General features: G+C 50.3%; 11 protein-coding genes. 3 read left to right on the top strand and 8 right to left on the bottom strand.

Annotated elements, in window-relative coordinates; genetic code table 11:
• Positions 1–60 precede the first annotated feature (60 nt).
• Positions 61–861, top strand: a complete 801-nt coding sequence (locus BLR64_RS01565) for an AraC family transcriptional regulator (protein ID WP_090711494.1) — start codon at positions 61–63, stop codon at positions 859–861.
• Here BLR64_RS01565 and BLR64_RS01560 read toward each other — a convergent pair.
• From BLR64_RS01560 to BLR64_RS01545, 4 genes are all read right to left on the bottom strand, one after another.
• The gene (locus BLR64_RS01560) at positions 858–1,061 is read right to left on the bottom strand and encodes a hypothetical protein (protein ID WP_090711492.1); all 204 of its coding nucleotides are present in this window, start codon (positions 1,059–1,061) and stop codon (positions 858–860) included. The two genes, BLR64_RS01565 and BLR64_RS01560, sit on opposite strands and share 4 nt — an antisense overlap.
• A 7-nt stretch (positions 1,062–1,068) precedes the next feature.
• Entirely contained in the window at positions 1,069–2,229 is a 1,161-nt protein-coding gene (locus tag BLR64_RS01555; RefSeq protein ID WP_090711490.1) for a glycoside hydrolase family 27 protein, read from the bottom strand.
• A 144-nt stretch (positions 2,230–2,373) separates the two neighbouring features.
• The gene (locus BLR64_RS01550; RefSeq protein WP_090711488.1) at positions 2,374–3,888 is read right to left on the bottom strand and encodes a glycoside hydrolase family 43 protein; all 1,515 of its coding nucleotides are present in this window, start codon (positions 3,886–3,888) and stop codon (positions 2,374–2,376) included.
• 28 nt (positions 3,889–3,916) lie between these two features.
• Positions 3,917–5,341, bottom strand: a complete 1,425-nt coding sequence (locus BLR64_RS01545) for a glycoside hydrolase family 43 protein (RefSeq protein WP_090711486.1) — start codon at positions 5,339–5,341, stop codon at positions 3,917–3,919.
• A gap of 244 nt (positions 5,342–5,585) precedes the next feature.
• Between BLR64_RS01545 and BLR64_RS01540 the strand changes: the two genes are divergently transcribed.
• A complete protein-coding gene (locus BLR64_RS01540; RefSeq protein WP_090711484.1) occupies positions 5,586–6,731 on the top strand; it encodes a family 8 glycosyl hydrolase in 1,146 nt (381 codons plus the stop codon).
• Between the two features lie 42 nt (positions 6,732–6,773).
• Positions 6,774–7,538, top strand: coding sequence for a helix-turn-helix transcriptional regulator (locus tag BLR64_RS01535; RefSeq protein ID WP_090711482.1), 765 nt, complete (start codon positions 6,774–6,776; stop codon positions 7,536–7,538).
• An 88-nt stretch (positions 7,539–7,626) separates the two neighbouring features.
• Here BLR64_RS01535 and hflC read toward each other — a convergent pair whose 3' ends face one another.
• The 4 genes from hflC to xynC form a co-directional block, all read right to left on the bottom strand.
• Positions 7,627–8,493: a protease modulator HflC gene (gene hflC / locus BLR64_RS01530; protein WP_244157576.1), complete on the bottom strand. Its 867-nt coding sequence runs from the start codon at positions 8,491–8,493 to the stop codon at positions 7,627–7,629.
• Positions 8,490–9,512, bottom strand: a complete 1,023-nt coding sequence (gene hflK / locus BLR64_RS01525) for an FtsH protease activity modulator HflK (RefSeq protein WP_090711573.1) — start codon at positions 9,510–9,512, stop codon at positions 8,490–8,492. Before hflK ends, hflC begins: the two co-directional genes overlap by 4 nt.
• Before the next feature lie 193 nt (positions 9,513–9,705).
• Positions 9,706–16,056: an S-layer homology domain-containing protein gene (locus tag BLR64_RS01520; protein ID WP_090711480.1), complete on the bottom strand. Its 6,351-nt coding sequence runs from the start codon at positions 16,054–16,056 to the stop codon at positions 9,706–9,708.
• Positions 16,057–16,302: 246 nt separating this feature from the next.
• A complete protein-coding gene (xynC, locus tag BLR64_RS01515; protein WP_090711478.1) occupies positions 16,303–17,973 on the bottom strand; it encodes a glucuronoarabinoxylan endo-1,4-beta-xylanase XynC in 1,671 nt (556 codons plus the stop codon).
• Between the last annotated feature and the right edge of the window lie 165 nt (positions 17,974–18,138).

Below are 18,138 nucleotides of genomic sequence, written 5' to 3'. Positions count from 1 at the left end.
GGCATAGTACAATTATAGTTAAATTCTAACGGATAACTTGATAGGATACAGGTGCTGACTATGAAAACTATGTATTACAGCTTCACCGAAGGTTCAATCAGTAAAGGTAACGGATACAAACCGGCAAATCTGCATAAATGGGGACCAGGAGTCCGCGATGTATATGCCCTGCATTATATTGTCAGCGGCAAAGGCTATTTAAAGACACCTCAGGCTACTTTTCCGTTAAAAGCTGGCGAGAGCTTTATGATTTTTCCGCACATGGAAGTGTATTATTACCCTGACCACCAGGACCCGTGGGAGTATTACTGGATTGAGTTTAGCGGGCCGGAAGCCTCCCGTCTGCTGTCGATGATCAGCATTACACCGGACCATCCGGTGACGGAGGCTTCCCCGCAGAACTTCGAGGCATTATTTCAACTGTTTAAAACTGCCGGAGCAGAGCCGTTTGAACGGGAGCGTGCGGATGCAGGTCTGCAGCTTCTATTGTCCTATTATATGGAATACTATCCGAGTGCCCAGGCTTTGTCCAAAAAAGATTACGCACTGTCAGCAAAGGAATTCATCGAAAGCAACTATTGGAAATCTTCCTTATCCGTTCTTGATGTAGTCGATTACGTGAAGATTGAGCGCAGCTATCTGTTCCGGCTGTTTAAGGAAGTTAACGGCCTCTCCGTATCCGCTTATCTGACGGCCTTCCGGGTTCAGCGTGCCTGTGAGCTGTTAATTCATTCTGAATTATCCGTCAAGTCATTAGCTTATTCTGTCGGCTATCAGGACCCGTTATATTTCTCCAAGGTGTTCAAAAAAGCAACCGCGTACACTCCATCGGAGTATAGATCAGTTTACCGTGTCCTTTAGCGGAACAGCACACATTTTCCGGAATCCCGGTAATACTTGATCAGCTGCTCAATCGGTCCGCGTCCGCATTTCAGCTGCTCGCCAAGACAGTCTATACACAGGAAGTCCTTGGCGTTCCGTGTTACAAGCTTCAGGTAAATGGCCACATCGTCCGTCATTAGCGGAACCCGGCAGGTCCGGCAGATCCGGTTCATATTCATGCTGCCCTCACACCAGTTTAGCCCGCACGATCAGACAGTCATGGGCCGCAACTACAGGAGCATATCTTTCTTTGAATACACCGATTTCTTTATGTTCCCAGCAGTCGTATAACGACAACGATTTCCCTGACGCATACGGGAGCCCGACATCCCAGAACTGTAACGAAATTTCCCTTTGCCCGTCACTCAGATTGAAGAAGCCGATCGCTAGGTCTCCGTCTGCCAGTACTTTTACCAGCATAAATACATCATCTGTATGGAACCACTGCGGCTCGGGCTTGATCCGGTAGGCCCCGCGGCTCTCCGCATCCTGGTTGATGGCGAGCAGATCCTTGTTCAGAAGGATATCCTTGGTGACCTGATTGGCTGAACGGATATCGCTGCCGATCATCAGCGGAGACCCCATCATACACCACAGTGAAAAATGGGTCTTGTATTCTGCATCGCTGCAGCCGCCGATCTGATTCCCGATAAAGCTGCTGTTGCTGCCCCCATACATACCGACCACCAGCATATCCATATCATTATGACAATACGAGCCTGTAGTGCTCGCTTTATCCAGCTGGGACAAGGTAAGCTTCTTGATGGATTCCCAGCTGTCCTGAATATCCTCTGTAGACCGGTACATGTGCGCCCCTGATTCCCGGATCCAGTGATAGACATTATCCTCGCCCCAGTTGCATGCCGAGAACAGGATATCTCTGCCGCAGTTTTTAAGCGCCAGGCTCATGCGTTTGTACAGCAGCTCCCCTGAAATATGTCTTGGCTTGAAGCAATAGTCATATTTCAGTAAATCCACGCCCCACGCTGCCAGTAATGCCGCATCCTGAAATTCATGCTCGAAGCTGCCGGGATACCCCGCGCAGGTATGGGTGCCTACACAGGAATACATTCCGAATTTGAGCCCTTTGGAATGGATATAATCTGCAAGCGCCTTCATTCCGCTCGGGAATTTCTCGGGATCGGCGACCAGATTGCCCTCGGTGTCTCTTTCCTTCAGGCTCCAGCAGTCATCAATTACAATGTACTCATATCCGGCATCCTTGTACCCCTCAGCAACAAAAGTATCGGCGGCCTCCCGGATCAGCTGCTCATTAATGTCCCAGGTAAAGGTGTTCCAGGAGTTCCAGCCTAAAGGGGGCTTCAGGCCGAGCTGTTGTATGTTCATTTGAAATGCGCTTCCCTTCTTTAGTTCAAGTATAGAATCTTAGTGTATTTAATCATATCCGGGCGCATTGGAACTATAGCCTGGCGTTGCTTTTATATGGACAATTGTTGCTTTTAAGCAAAAATAATTCACAGCTCTGAACAACTACTGCTGCCGGCTATAATGGAAATAACCGAAATCTGCATAACCGCCAGCCTGTCGGGTCGCATAATGAAACAGCCCGATTCTATAGCCCATAAAATGATCCAGTGTGTACTTCATATGCAGTGTCCGGCCGATCGGGGTCCATGCTGTCCCATCCTCCGAATAGAAGAAGGCTGCCTCATCCAGGCTATCTTCAAAATTGAAATCAATCCTGAGATAAATCCGTTCACCCGTGAAGCTTACACTTTCCACCGGCTCTTCGCGGCCGTCGCCGCCGTTAACACACATGTCGACTGTGAACTGCCCGTGCTCTCCGGCTGCGATCCCTACGGTACCGAATTGATTTTGGAGAGCTGCCATACCCGCCCGGTCACCGGGCTGCATGCCCGAAATCTCCACCACCGTTTCGGCGCGGCAAGTCGGACCTTCTGTCCGTTGTGTCAATGTATTGCGCGCCGTCAGGATGCTGTCAGCCGGCTTGCCGGTGCGCAGTCGCAGATAGCCTGGCCGCTCTGTAACAGACCATAACGTGTTGTCAGGATTATGGTTCCACTGCCAGTTCAGGGCCAGCTTATTCGTCTCATAGTCAAATTCATCACTTATGACAATCGGCTTTGCTTCTGCGGCAGGAAGCCTCGTCTCAAAGCGTTGAGGTGCCGTGCCATCATCCCCGATGACCGGCCAATCCTCAACCCAGCGTACAGGAAGCACACAGGGAATCCGTCCGACAGCATCATGATCCTGGAACAACACGGCATACCAGTCGTTATCCGGAGTATCGACGATTCCGCCCTGCGCCACACCGTTATTATGGTAGCCCAGATCGTCATCCAGAATGATCTTGAGCTCGTAGGAACCGAGAAGTTCACGGGAACGGTAGCATACCTGACGTCTTCGTTTATTACCGGTTGTTGGCCATTCTATAAAGAATAAATAATAGTAACCATTCAGCTTGTAGGCATGGCAGCCTTCGATCCGCAGCCCCATATCTGTCCGTTCGCCCTCTAGCAGCAGCTGATCGGCTCCGCCCGGCTCCACAGCCGTAAGATCTCCCGTCAGCTCCTTGATTCGGATATCACCATTACCATAGATCACATAATTGCGTCCATCGTCATCCAGCAGCAGGGCGGGATCATGATGGAGCCCAGGTATGACTGAACGTTCCCATATGCCTTGTTCAATATCATCCGTGCGGTAAATATAGAACTGATCCATATCATTGGATGAGAAACAGACGTAAAACAACCCGTCTTTGTATTTAAGCGAAGCTGCCCAGGAGCCCTTGCCGTAGATGCCCTTACCATCCAGCAGCCGGTGGGCATCGTTATCCTCGAAGGTATCATATACGTAATTTACAATCTCCCAATCTTTGAGATTAACCGATTTCATAATCGGACAGCCCGGCATGGAGTGCATACTTGTACTTACCATATAAAAGAAAGGTCCTACCCGGATAACGTCAACATCCGGTACATCGGCCCACATGATAGGATTCGTTATAGTAGCGGTATTCACTTATATGCCCTCCTTAAGATCTATAGCTTTATTCGGTAAATTGCCAGGATATAAGCTCGAACAATTCAGCATCGTTTGTACCCGTAAACACCAGATAGAGATCATGTACCCCTTCTGCTCCGCTAACAGCTGTCTTCCACTCACCCTGTATCTCCGGCCCGTTAGCAGCAGGAACGGACAGCTCACCAATCAATGGCCCCGCCGGATCATCCAGATGAAGCTCTATAGAACCGCCCTCCAGGCTTACGACAGCGGCAATGAATGCTGCTGCACCCTTTTCCCCAAAATCAACACCGGACAATCCGATCCAGTCGCCGTTGCCTATACCGGTTACCCGCCGTTCTGCTGTATCAGCCTTACCTTCTGTCTGTATTCCGGCACTCCACCCTATGGTGACAGCCTGGACGCTTTCGTACGGGTTCAGGCATCGAATCTGCTCTACACCTTTATAATCAGCTTCAACATCACGGATGGAACCATCCCCGTTATGAAACAGCAGGTTGAGGTGCGTAGAGCGGTACCCGTTGGCAATTCCCTGTGCCTTGGACAAGGTTTGTGCATGATAGGCGATATACCAACTATCATTAAACTGGAAAATCGCATGGTGGTTATTGCCCGACACTCCGAAAAAATGTCCCGGATTACGCAGAATCGTCCCTTGATACGTCCAGGGTCCCATCGGATGGCTGCTCGTCATATACGCAATCTCTCCTGCAGGAGGACTGCCTTCCGGACGTTCACCGTCATAGAAATTTGAACAGTAGGTAAAATAATAGACGCCACCGTGTTTATGTATGCCGGCATCTTCAAACATGAACGGTGCAGGTATAACCTCGGCTGTACCGGTAACGCTGATCATGTCCTCGCCCAGCCTCATCATCCGTGCCGTGCCGGGCTCCGCGTATTCTCCTTCCGGCACTCCGCCTCCGAAATAAATGTAACCATTGCCGTCATCATCTACCAGAACCGCCGGATCGAACAGCCAGGTTACTTCCTCGACTCCCGGAGTCGAACGCAGGATGAGGGCTTCTCCGATAGGATCTATCCAGGGTCCCACCGGACTGTCACTCGACAGAACACCTATACCGCTGGCATTATTTGCGAAATACAAAAAGAATTTATCCTTGCCGCCGATTACCTTATGCACCGCTGCAGGCGCCCAGGATTGGGTTGCCCACTTGGCTTCGCCATGCGGTCCTGCCACTTTGATCTCGCCGTGATCAGTCCAGTTGACCAGATCACTGGAGGAAATAACGGCGATCTTATTGATGCTGCTGTAAGTATTTTCTTTTACCGTACCGTTCTCATCGTGTTCCAGCGCGTCATTGGTCATGTAGAGATAGACCCGGTCACCGAACACAAGGGCATAAGGATCAGCTCCGTACCGGTGTGCAACCAGCGGATTACCATTAGGAGGAACCTTACCGGATGCTTGATTCAACTGAACTCTCATTTTATCTCCTCCAAGTTATTAATAGACAGCGTCCATTCTGCCTGAGGCCTAAGCTGGCCCGATTCATATTGATTATAGTCAGACGTTTTTCAGGAAGTCCATGACAGATAGACACTCAGAATTGATCTATTCTCATATCATTGGCAGAACACATTCCCTATAATTTTCAAAGAAAACGCTTTAATTTCTTCACCTCCGCTTATGCTATACTTTGTGGCAAATACAGATCAATTGGAGGGCGGTTATGAAAATAGTCCAAGAGGGTTCCTTTTATACTGGGGAATATAGAAGCTTGTTCAGAGAAACGGGAGTACCGGAGGAGGTCATCCGAAAGAGGCTTGAGGATACCTGGAACGAACTGTTTTATGGTGCACCCGATGTCCGGATCTATCATCCGATGGGTGAAGATAAGGGATACATCGTCGATACCGGCAATAATGATGTGCGGACTGAAGGCATGTCGTACGGAATGATGATGGCTGTTCAAATGGACAAAAAAGAGGAATTTGACCGGCTCTGGAAATTCGCCAAGGAGCATATGCAGCATACGGAGGGCCGTTACAAGGATTATTTCGCCTGGCATTGCACACTGGACGGAACACAGCTGTCGCCGGGTCCGGCTCCGGACGGGGAAGAGTTTTTTGCCATGGCCCTGTTCTTTGCCTCTAACCGCTGGGGAGACAGTGCCGAACCGTTCAATTATTCCGAGCAGGCACGGATCATTCTCAGAGCCTGTGTCCACAAAGGGGAAGATGGTGAAGGCGATCCGATGTGGGATCCGGCGACCAGGCTGATTAAATTCGTTCCCGAAAGTCCCTTCAGCGATCCTTCCTATCATCTGCCGCATTTCTATGAATTATTTGCCCTGCAGGCGGATGAACCGGACAGGGCTTTCTGGAAAGAAGCTGCTGACAGAAGCAGAGCTTATCTGCAAAAAGCCTGTCACCCGGAAACCGGCTTGTCTCCCGAATATGCCAACTATGACGGAACCCCGGCTGAACCGCAGCCGCATGGGGACTTCCGCCATTTCTTCAGCGATGCTTACCGGGTAGCGGCCAATATCGGGCTGGATTATGAATGGTTCCGCAGCGACCCCTGGCAGGTGGAGCAATCCAACCGGATTCAGGCCTTCTTCCGGAACATTGAAGTTGCCGATTACCGCCGATACACGATAGACGGCCAGCCTTTTGAAGAGCCGTCCCTGCATCCGGTCGGCCTTCTGGCAACACTGGCCATGGCTTCGCTCGCTGCCGACGGACCTGATGCCGGACATTTCGTCAAGCTGTTCTGGGATACACCGCTGCGCACCGGAGTCCGCCGGTATTACGACAACTGTCTGTACTTTTTCAGCCTGCTGGCTCTCAGCGGTAACTACCGTATCTATTCTTAATGATCGCAAGAATGACACCATGACTGGTCAGGAGGAAATAAGATGGCCCATATTCACTTTGTTGAGTGCAATACCGCGCACACTGGCAGTTTTGCTATTGATGTTCCGGCGGGCCAACACTGGCTCCTTGTGATCACCAAGACACCGGCGCAATTCTGGGTAAACGGCGGACTCAAGGAATACCCTTCCCACAGTGTAGTCCTCTACCGCCCGCAGCAGAAAGTCTATTACCGGTCCTGCACCGGTCATTTCGTCAATGACTGGATTCGCTTTGAATCCGATGAAGCTTATATTACGGAATCTCCGCTGCCGTTCGGCATTCCTTTTGCGCTCAGTGACCCGCAATATTGCCAGAAGCTGATAGAGCTGCTTGTCGTTGAACGCAGTTTCAACCTGGACTGCAAAGAATCCTCCACCGATCACCTGCTGCGGACACTGTTCAACAAGCTCTGGGAGTCGTACTTTCAGGATAAAATTACACCTCAGCACTACAACTTACTGAAGCTGCGGACCGCTATCCAGAGTAATCCCGGCGATTACTGGACTGTGTCCAGAATGGCTGATTTTCTCCGTATCAGTCCGGGCTATCTCCAGAATATTTACAAAAAGACATTTGGAATTTCATGTATGGATGACGTCATCAATAGCCGGATCCGTATGGCAAAAGAATATTTGATTCACAATGCCCAGAGTATCGCTGAAGTGGCTTCCCGGTGCGGATATCAGAATGTGGAGCACTTCTGCAGGCAATTCAAGCAAATAACCGGACGCACACCGGGCAACTTCCAAAAGTATGCAAAAAATTAAATGAAAATCCCCTCCGGCCGAACAGCGTCAAGTACATCTGGCAGATGTCTTTGTATGCTGTGTGCATGAGGGGATTTCCTTTTAGGGGCTATTGCCCCAGCAGTATTTTGGCATAAGGCGAATCAATCGGAATCATGATCACCGGTTCATTCTGCAGCGTGGTCACATAACTTTCCAGGGTACGGTAGAAGCTGTAGAATTCCGGAGACTTGCCGTAAGCCTGATTATAGATTCTGGCCGCTTCCCCTTCGCCTTCAGCGATTATTTTCTTGGAATCGGCTTCGGCCTGGGCCATCAGCTCTGTGGAGGTACGGTCAGCTCTGGAGGTTATTTTCTTGGACTCCTCGTCGCCTTCGGACAGGTAACGTGCAGCAATGGATTGACGGTCAGAAATCATCCGGTTGTACACGCTCTGTTTGTTCTCTTCCGGCAGATCGGTACGTTTGATCCGTACATCAATCACTTCAATCCCGTAATTATCGCGGGTTAAGGCGGAGATTACGTCTTTGGTGATCTCATCGTTAATATTGCCCCGTCCGGTGTCCTCACTGATAATATTTTCATAATTGATCTCTGACAGCTTACGGCGTACCGAGTTATATACCGCTTCATCAATACGCTGTATCCCGCCTCCCACCGTCTGTACGGTTCTCAGGAACTGCGAGGCGTTGGTAATTCTCCAGACGGTATAGTTGTCGACCACAATCGGCTTCTGGTCCTTGGTCAGAATGTTGGTAGGCGAGCTTTCGTACGTCATCTGATATTTAGGCAACGCGGAGACATTCTCGATAAATGGAATCTTAAGCTTCAGTCCGGGCTCCTCAACGGTACGCATCGCTTCACCGAAACGGAGGACCACCTTGTATTCGCCTTCCTTCACTACATACATCGAGCCGGCTAACAGTATAACGAGAACTACAGCTGATATTAGGGTGATGATCTGGTTTCTTTTCACTGTGCATCTCCTCCTTGCGGCGCTGCTGAAGCGGCCGGGCTGGCCGTAGTACTGCGCATCAGCTCATTCAGCGGCAGGTAATTGACTGTGTCACTGTTCGAGTTGGTGATGAAGATTTTGGCGTTAGGCAGAATCGTCTCCAGTGTCTCCAGAATCAGCCGGCTTTCAGTTACACTCTTATTGTTGATATACTCGGTATATATGGCATTAAACTGGGCCACATCACCCTGCGCGTTGAGGATACGCGACTTCTTCTCCCCTTCGGCTCTCTCGAGCAGCGCCTGCGCTTCACCGCGTGCTTTGGGAATGATATCGTTCTCATACTTCTTGGCATTGTTTATCTTCGTGTTCTTCTCTTCACGGGCATTGGTTACCTCGCGGAAGGCTTCCTCTACCTGGCCGCTCGGCGGCTCAATATCCTGGAATTTGATATCAATGATCTGAATGCCGGTGTTGTATTTATTCTGCAGATCGACTAGCAGCTCACGGACTTTATCCTGGATCACTGTCTTTCCGTCCGTAATTGCATAATCCAGCTTCTCGGAACCAATGACAGCACGAATCGATGAGCTTGCCGAGTTGCGCAGGAATTGTTCCGCGTCGTCAATGTTATACAGATAATCACGGATATTGCTGATCTTCCACTGGACTACTGCATCGGCAGATACAATATTCTCATCGCCCGTAATCATCATCGCTTCATCTTCAACGGGTACAGCTCCATCGGCCTCCTGACGGTAACCGATATGTATTCTCTGGGTCAGCTCCGCAGGCACTGTGATGACTTCCTGTATGGGATAAGGCCATTTGAAATGAAGTCCTGCCGAGGATTCATTGGTATATTTGCCGAATGTCAGAATAGCTGCACGCTCCTGCTCCTGCACGGTATAAAATGATGTTGAGCCCAAATAAATCAACACCACAGCAGCAGCTCCCCATAGTCCAACCTTCTTGAAGTTTCCCGGCTTCAACCCGGGCAGCTTACGTCCCGGTACCGGATTCCCGCCATCTCCATTCATGAAATTCAAGATGCATCGCTCCTTTTTGCGTATTTAAGCCTATAATAAGATACATATACGTGAATAAAACAAAAAAGTCGCAAATTTCGCGACTTTTTTCATTCTTGCTGTATTTTACTGCATTTCCCTCTTTCTCAGGATGTATTTTTCGTCTGCCCTGAGCGGGTTTTATGGAGTAGTTGCTTGCTGAAACTTACAGTCCCTGTATCCGGTAGATGATTACAGCCGCTTCTGCTCTGGTGGCTGTCCCGGACGGGTTGATGGCTTTTCCGTCTCCCTGGACAATCTCTTCCTTAATCAGAGCGGCTACGCTGTCAACAGCGTATTTTGCGACCTTTGCTCCATCTGTGAAGCTGCTTAAATCCCCGGCACTGCCGCTGGCGGATAATTTATTCACTGCTCTCAAGGCTCTGGCTGCTATAACCATCATATCCTGCCTGGAGACTTCGCCCTTCGGATTAAAGTTATTGCCGTCCATTCCATTTATGATCCCCAGCTTCCTGGCAATACCAAGCGCTTCATAATAGTAGGTGCCTTGAGTGACATCCGCAAAATTGGAACCGGCTTCGGCTTCAAGGCCGAGAGCACGCACAAGCAGTACTACAAAGTCCGCTCTTGTGATGTTCTTTCCCGGACTAAAGGCCGTCTCGGACGTTCCTTTTATGACGCCCTTCGCATACAACGCATCTATAGCCTCGGAAGCCCAGCTATATTTGCCGTCAATATCTTTAAATCCGCTAGATGGTACAGGTGCCGGCGTTGCTGCCGGCGGCGGTGTTGCTGTTCCCGGCGCGGTGCTCGGAGTTGGTGTTGGTGTTGATGTTGGTACTGGTGTCGGTGCCGGACCCGATGGCCCGCCGCTGTTGCTCAATGTGGTAACAGTAAGGCCAAGACCGTCCTTGCTCCAGTTTCCTGCCGCATCCCCGGCCTGAACCATGAATACATATCCGGTGCCTGCCGAAAGTCCGGACACCTCATAGCGGCGCGCCGTTCCAGACAGCGCTGCGATCTCCTCAGCTCCCCTGTAGATCTTGTAGCCTGTGACCGCTTTATCATCTGCTGCACTGTCCCATGTCAGGGTGAGTCCGGAAGTGGTTACCCCGGTGGCTTCAAGCTTGCTGCCTGCCGGCCATGACGGCGGGGCAGTATCCGCAGCAGGCAGTGTAACAGCCGCAACGGAAGGTCCGCCGGTACTCCAGTTCCCGCCTGTATCCCCGGCCTCCACTGTAAATGTATACTTCGTATCCGGTTTTAAGCCTTTGACCTGATAGTGGTATACTGCCCCGGTTACAGTCTCCGTGTATACGGCATCGGTAACTGTAACTGGCTTATCGTCAACTCCGTTAGTAATTCTATAAGCGGAGATTCCGCTTTCATCGGTTGCTGTTGCTGACCATGTCAACGTTAACTCCGTGTCGGTAACGCCGGAGGCTTCAAGCGTACTGCCTCCCTGCCATACCGGTGGTGTAGTATCGGAAGTCGGCAGAGTTGTTACTGTAACAGAAGGTCCGTCCGTACTCCAGTTGCCGTCTGCATCCCCTGCTTCTACCTTGAAGATATACAGGGTATTCGGAAGCAATCCGGTAAGCTGATAACGGTATACAGCGCCTGATACAGTTAGCTCATCCCCGCTCACAGTAACCGGGTCTGAATCTGCACCCGTATAAATCCGGTATCCGGTGACTCCGGCTTCATCTGCAGCTGCCGGCCACGACAAGGTAACTCCAGTGCTTGTTAGATCGGAAGCTTCAAGCTTACTGCCCTCCTCCCATGACGGCGGAACTGCAGCTTCGAAGCTGAAATCGTCGATATAATACGATGCCGTAGCGCTGTTAATGCTTTCTACATATAGAGTGACATCATCGTGCAGATAACGATAGGTGCCTTCCAGCTTGACCCAATCTCCTGTTGTACTTACAGTCTGGGTTGAAAGGCTGATGTAATAAGGCACAGGAGAATTGACCAGTGCGGTCAGCTTCAGCTGGGCGCTTGCCGGCTCAATCAGCTTGACCCATACGGAAGCTTTGTACGCATTACCGGTCTTGAGCATATCCTTCACATTAACAGACGGGCCGTCGGAATTGGCTGTTCTGCCGGTAACCTTCAGGGCATAAGCTCCGCCTGGAGTATGGTTGGCATCTTTGACAGGCATAAGCGTCACGCCTGCGCCGCCTTTGGGCTTGAAGCCTTGAACCGTCTGATCCTCAAAATCCCTTACGGCTTTCATACCCGCCGCAATGGTTAACGGACTGATCAATACGCTTGCATTGCCCTTTGACAGCGTTAGTGAGAATTCTCCATTCTGAGACGCAAGAGCAGCGTTCACTCCAAGCGCCTTCAGCTCCTTATGGTTGTTCAGATATTCCTGAGCTTTGGCCAACAGTGCTGCTGCATCATCACCGGCTGTATCCGGAACTGTAATCCGGGTGCCGATCAGCGCCGCAGCTTCTTCTACCGCCAGCTGATCCGGACTGACCTCGCCGGTCCCCCCTGATGTCTTGATCAGATTTACATTGGAGAAGGTTACCTGGAAATCGGTTGAGGCACTGGTGTTGGTTCCATACAATTGTACCTTTGCTTCCTTAAAGAATTCCGGGGTATACGTTGACGGACTGCCCATAGCCGTCCAGCTGGAGCCGCTATTCGTTGAAAAATACCCTTGAACAACATTCCCTTCTTTTACAATACGCAGGAAATAGTTCACCCCGCTCAAATTGGTCTGATTGGTGTTGTTGGTAAAGGAAGTGCTGCCTGTTTTGCCCGAGTTATTAACTTTAATATTCGTGTTTACTTTTCTCGCATTGATCCGGTAGAACTCACCGCTCGAAACCCGGCTGATGCCAAGTCCAACCTGCGAATTCTCACCCATTGACGAATCATTAAGCGGTTTATCCACAATCAGCTTTGCTGTAAGCGTCCAGTTACCTTCAGCAGAACCGGGAAACTGCAGCATATTGTGGCTGGCCGGATATTCGGTATCGCCTTTGAGTGTCTTGATCGTAGCTCCGTCAGCGTTATAGCTTAAAGCATTCTGCGGATCTGCCGGATTGATGATTTCCCAGCCTGCCGGAAGACCACCTGCAAATGAAATCAGCTCGTTGGTGCTGAAGGAAATTTTATACGTCTTGACCTTTTCACCTTTTATAAACCGGACTATTGCCGTTCCCTGCGCGCTGTCTGCCTGTGAAATACTAATGAGTTCTGCAGGGTCACTGGAAACCGCCGTTACCTCCGGAATGGCATTTCCGGACACATTATACGTGTATTCATATTTAGCTGCATCAAAATTGGAGGGCTGAATACCGTCAATAAAGATGCTGTATGACGCTACAAGTTCTGGAGTCAGCGACAGCTGATCTGCATACAGGATGTTGGCATCCTTTGCATATACCGCCAGCAATACCTTGACGGTGCCTGCAGGTTCGTCATAAGTAAACGGCCGGTTTGGCGTCTCATGCCAGTCTGCGACCTTAACGTCAACAGGCTGGAAGGAGCTTAAAGTAAGCGGTCCGCCCTCCAGGATGCGTCCGGTAAACTTGCCGGTGCTCCAGTAAGCCGGATCACCAGCCTCACGGGCTGCATACGGCTCAGGCATGTCACGGCCATTGATCGGAGTTATGCCCAGCTGATTGCCGTTCTGGTCATAATACACCAGCGCAGCCTCCACATCACCGGGATTCTCCGCGGCGAGATCATAGCTCTCAGCCCTGCTCGTCATCGAGAGGAAATAGCCCTTGAAATTATAGCTTTCTCCCTTGCTGAGCTTACCGGTAACATCCTGCCACATGCCGTCATACTGCCCGGCAGCGTCGATGCGTCCCGCTATTTTTCCGGATCCGGCAACCTTTGAGGTGGCATTGTTTTTCAGGTAACGGGACAGACCCGAATAGCTCTGGATGGTATCTGCCGTTAACACCGGTCCAGTCACAGACGGTTCAAAGGCTCCATTGTTGTAACGCCCTGTGGACCAATGGTCTGTGGTGGAGGAGTTAGCTGTATCGAAATCTCCATTCTGCAGAAGGTTCCCCGGAATGGATACTGTCGAATTATTAGCGGCAATACTCCAGTCAGAATCGTTTGCTCCGAACAGGAAACGGTCAACGGTGATTGTACCCTCAGCTCCGTTCGGTTCGGCAACAATGTACAGATCCTTATGGCCATAGGCGCTCAGATCACCCGTATCAACCATGTCCTGGTACTTGCCAAAAATCTCATTGGCCGGTACTGTAATTTCCGCTACACGCGTACCCTTGGACAGGATATCGGCTCCGCTGCTGATTGTTGTGCCTACCGGAAGGACATAAGCGGCAAGCTTTCCTCCCTGGGCCGATTTCGTCTGGGCAGTCAGATACAGCAAATGCCTGCGGACCACACCGCCGTTAGCGGAGCCGTCGGCAAAATTCAGGTTTTTGTATGCTAGATAACGGCCTTCAGCCAGTGTGACGGCTTCATTGGCCCGGCCTGCATTTCCCGCACTGTCTCCCGGTATGCCGTTGTCATTCCCTTCTGCTTCCAGGGTAGAGAAAATATCACGCTCTCCGTCAAGACCGCTGTAAGTGGCGAATGTCCCTTGTGACGGAACTATGGTAACAATGCTGGCGGACGGGATGTCAATGACGAATTTGCCGCTGGTCACCGGAATGGTTGCCAGCTTCTTCATATTTTCACTGCCCGAAGTTCGGAACACAGTTATACTGTTGGTACCCGACGGAAAGTCCTTCAGGCTGAATTCAAGCGGTTGAATGCTGTCATCATTTTTGGCATTGGAAACCGTAATCGAGTAATCATTGGTATTCGGGTTCTTGAACCCGACAACATTAATATCAGCTGCCGGATTTCTCGTTACATCAAACCGGACATCGCCGGGATTCATAAACCTGGAGAAATGCCCGTAGCCGTAAAAGCGCTTGAACAGGCGATATTCACCCGTTAATGTACTGATACGCCCCGGCTCCTGCTGAGAGTTGGTAGTGACGAAGCGGATCAGGTCGGAGCCATCCGCACCGTTGCTATCCCACATGCTCCACCAGACAAAGCCGTTAAAGCCCGGATTGCTGTTGAACATATTCGTCATAAGATTCGACCAGCGCACAGCGTCATTAATATTCTGATTGCCGTACCGCTGGGTATAGGCTCCGGCCGATCCGTCAGAGGTATCCTGATTCATGAACTCGGCCTGCCAAAGTTTATATTTAGTCAAATATTCCGGGTACTTGCTTCCATCCCTTGAATAATCCAGCGGGCTCTGGGAAAAGTCGCCGGTGTGATACAGTTTGTTTTCATCTGTACCTATGCCGACCGTACCGTACAAGTGGGTCGTAAATACGTCGAGATACGGATTTTTGTCGAGTGCATTATCAGGATCCGTCTGGGAGAATACTTCCCCTCCTCTGCTGAGCGAGGCACCGAGATTGGTGCCGTCTACTGCTGCGAGCTGAGGAATGAAGTCTATCAGCTTGCCGTCAGGATTCTTGATATCATAAAGGGCTCCGCCTGGCTGCATGGACTTCTTCAGAGTCGGGCCTATATAGCCGTTAATCAGCTCGGTTACATAGGAAGCGGTCCCGCCTGCCAGATCGACCTCGTTAAAGGGGTTGATATGTGTGATCGGAATTCCCCATTGCTCCCACATGCCGCGGATATAATTAACGAGATAATCGGCATAGGCCTGATAATAGATTTTTACCGGCTTCCCGTCTATGGTAGCCGTATCGTTACGGATGATTTTGCTTGGATTATTAGTCGAAGACTGGCTCATCCAGTAAGGCACAGTCCAGGTACAGGCATAGAATTGCTTAACGCCGTATTGCATGGCCTGCCGCATCGTCCAGACCTGATCCACATCGAACAGCTCCTTGCGGGTACGCGGCGAATTCTTTATAACAACCGGAGCTTCTCCCGGCGCGCTTAGAAGATTGGTCGGGCCCCCGTCATCATTGCCGGCCGGCTGATTCCATGAAGGATAATCCCAGACGAAATCCTGTACCGGTACCAGCGTTCCGGGAGCATGCTCAGGTTCAACAGGCCAGATACTGTCGGTGTTGCCGTCATAGTAACGGTTCTCAGCTTCGATTTTATACCCGTATTGTCCTGCTGATCCCCGCATCGGAATCGCATTGCCTTCAACATCGAAGCCGGGTTTGCTGACATCTGCCAGCAGCCCTGTTAACGGGTTGAACCCCGGACTGGCCGCAGTGGCTCCTGTAGTGGTTAGACCACCGTTATCACCGATAATTACCCGGACAATATCATGACCTGTGCCTTCCTTTTCACTGAAGGTCAAATCCAGCAGATGCCTGACCGTATCCTGATGACCGGCTGTGGCCAGCTGCAGCATATGGATGGAATCTGTATACGCATAAGCGGCCCCTACACCATCCATCGTCTGGTAGGTCTTGTACCAGTCGGCGGTTACCTGTGCCGGGGCCGCTTCTGCCGCAGCAGCCAGAACCGGGTTGGAAAACGGCACCGGGACAATAACGGACAGCGCCAGTGCGCCGGCCATTGAAACCGCAAGTGTCTTTCTCCAGATCTTTTTCCTCATTCTGCGTGTTCCTCCTTAGGTAATTTTGTATACGCTTACATCGTCTTTCCTGGTTATAGCTTATCAATTCAAAAATGGAATTTGTATGAGAGCGATGCACGAAACATTTTAAAATAACACTGTAATGCTTCAAATTTTCTATTTATTACGCAGAAAATCCCGGTCTGCAAGCCGCATTTATACATGCGGGGTTTACAAACCGGGATTTTCAGAAATCCGAAATATGCAATTAAAGGGCTATTTCACTTAATTTAGCGTGACCGTAATGCTGTCTATATTAGGACCTTCAGTACCGGTAGTGACCACTTTGAGCGTATTGATTCCTACGTTCATTCCAACTTGAATCGTTTTCTCGCCCCAGGTTGTCCAGCTTCCCGTTGCTGTAAATGCGAGATTGCTGATCACCTTGGTTCCATTTACATAGACATCCAGGTTTCTCGTGCCTGACTCCAGTGCATAACGGAATTTCACATTTTTGCTGCTGGCAGTAGCACAGTAGATATTGTTCCACTGAATGGCGGCATCCGTTGCTGCATTAAAATTGACGTATCCGCTGCCGTTATAGCCGGAGTTAATTGTTTCTGTTACTGCAGCAGTCAAGGTTGTGCCTGTTTCGGCTTCGTAGGTGGTTCCGGTGCTGCCGCTGCCGCTTCCCAGTGCAGCTACAAAGGTGGTTACACTCTGGGCAGGCAGCTGGGCTGTAAACGCATTGTTGGACACATTGATTGCAGCTCCTGCAGCAACCTTCCTGGTCGCATCGGTAACCCATGGGGATACGCTTGAAGCTGTCCCGTTCTGCAGGACAAAGTTCTGATTGACCGCCGAGGTGCCTTTGTTAATGGCTACAATGACAACCTTGTTGTCCCCCTTGTAAGCCGAGGTGTACACATTTGTATCCGGATTCTTGGTTGCGTCAACTCTTACATAGCCCGGACGGATGAATTTGGAGAACTGGGCCATACTGTCCCCGCGTTTGCTGATTGTGCCGTCCTCATTCATCGGGCCGTATTGGCGGCGGATGTACCACCACACATAGGCCTGGAAATCCGCTTCGGCCATTGCATTATGCATATGGTAAGCGACTTCCAGTGCCTCAGGCCACAGGTTGGCTGAATTGTTATTGCTGTTGGGATAGTACACCTCCGTCATCCACAGCTCCTTCCCAGCCCCTTTTTGCTTAAACAGCGGGTAAGGGAAATTGCTGAACGAGGTGCCATAAGTATGTGCACCCAGAATATCCATATTGGCAAGAGCCTGCGGGTCATTCAGAATCGGGTCGGACATATTTTTGAGATAGGAGAAGGATTCGGGAGCGATAACCCGGCAATTGATGGACCCTGCATTTTCTTTCATGAACTTAAGCATTTCCTCAGGTGTCCACCAGGTCCAGGTATGGGCATAATCCGGTTCATTCTGCACAGAAATCGCGTAGAGGTCTACTCCGTTATTCTTCATGTACGTAACAAAGTCATTAAGATGCTGCGCATAGGCAGCATACTTGTCATACCGGAGCCGTTTGGCTGACTCGCCGTTGCGGGTAAAGGTCTCTGTCATGTCACTTGGAGGATTCCAGGGCGAAGCGAAGACGATCGCACCTTTGGCAATAGCGGCTTTTGCCGTGTCCACTTCCCTGTACCAGTTATTTTTGTTCTCATCCACATAGATTCGCAGTACAGAGAAGCCCAGCTGGTTCGCGCCATTGCCGAACGCGGTTTCTCTTTGCGCAGGCGTCAGATCTCCAATCCAGGCCGGAAGATTGATTCCCCCAAAACCGCGGATGACTTGCTTCTCTGCCGACAAATTAACAATGACATCACTTGCTGCCGACACTTTGGGTGGTGCAGGAACCAGTACTGCCGTCAGTACAGTTACAGCTGCCAGGAAGGTACACATTGATTTTTTTACACCAGTTAACATTTATCCATCTCCTCACTGAATATGTCACTGCATCAATGAAACCTGTACCACCTCCCGTCTATTGAAGCGGCTTTCCTATGCACTAGCTTGTCTATAATTCTTGCAGCACTTGCAAGCGCTTCCTTATAATGTATTATAATAGTTATTAGTGTTATATTCCTTGCA

The sequence above is a fragment of the Paenibacillus typhae genome, from assembly GCF_900099765.1.
Taxonomy (GTDB): Bacteria; Bacillota; Bacilli; order Paenibacillales; family Paenibacillaceae; genus Paenibacillus_AQ; species Paenibacillus_AQ typhae.
Note: the sequence above shows the minus strand (reverse complement) of the source record. Positions and strands in the feature narration are given on the sequence as shown.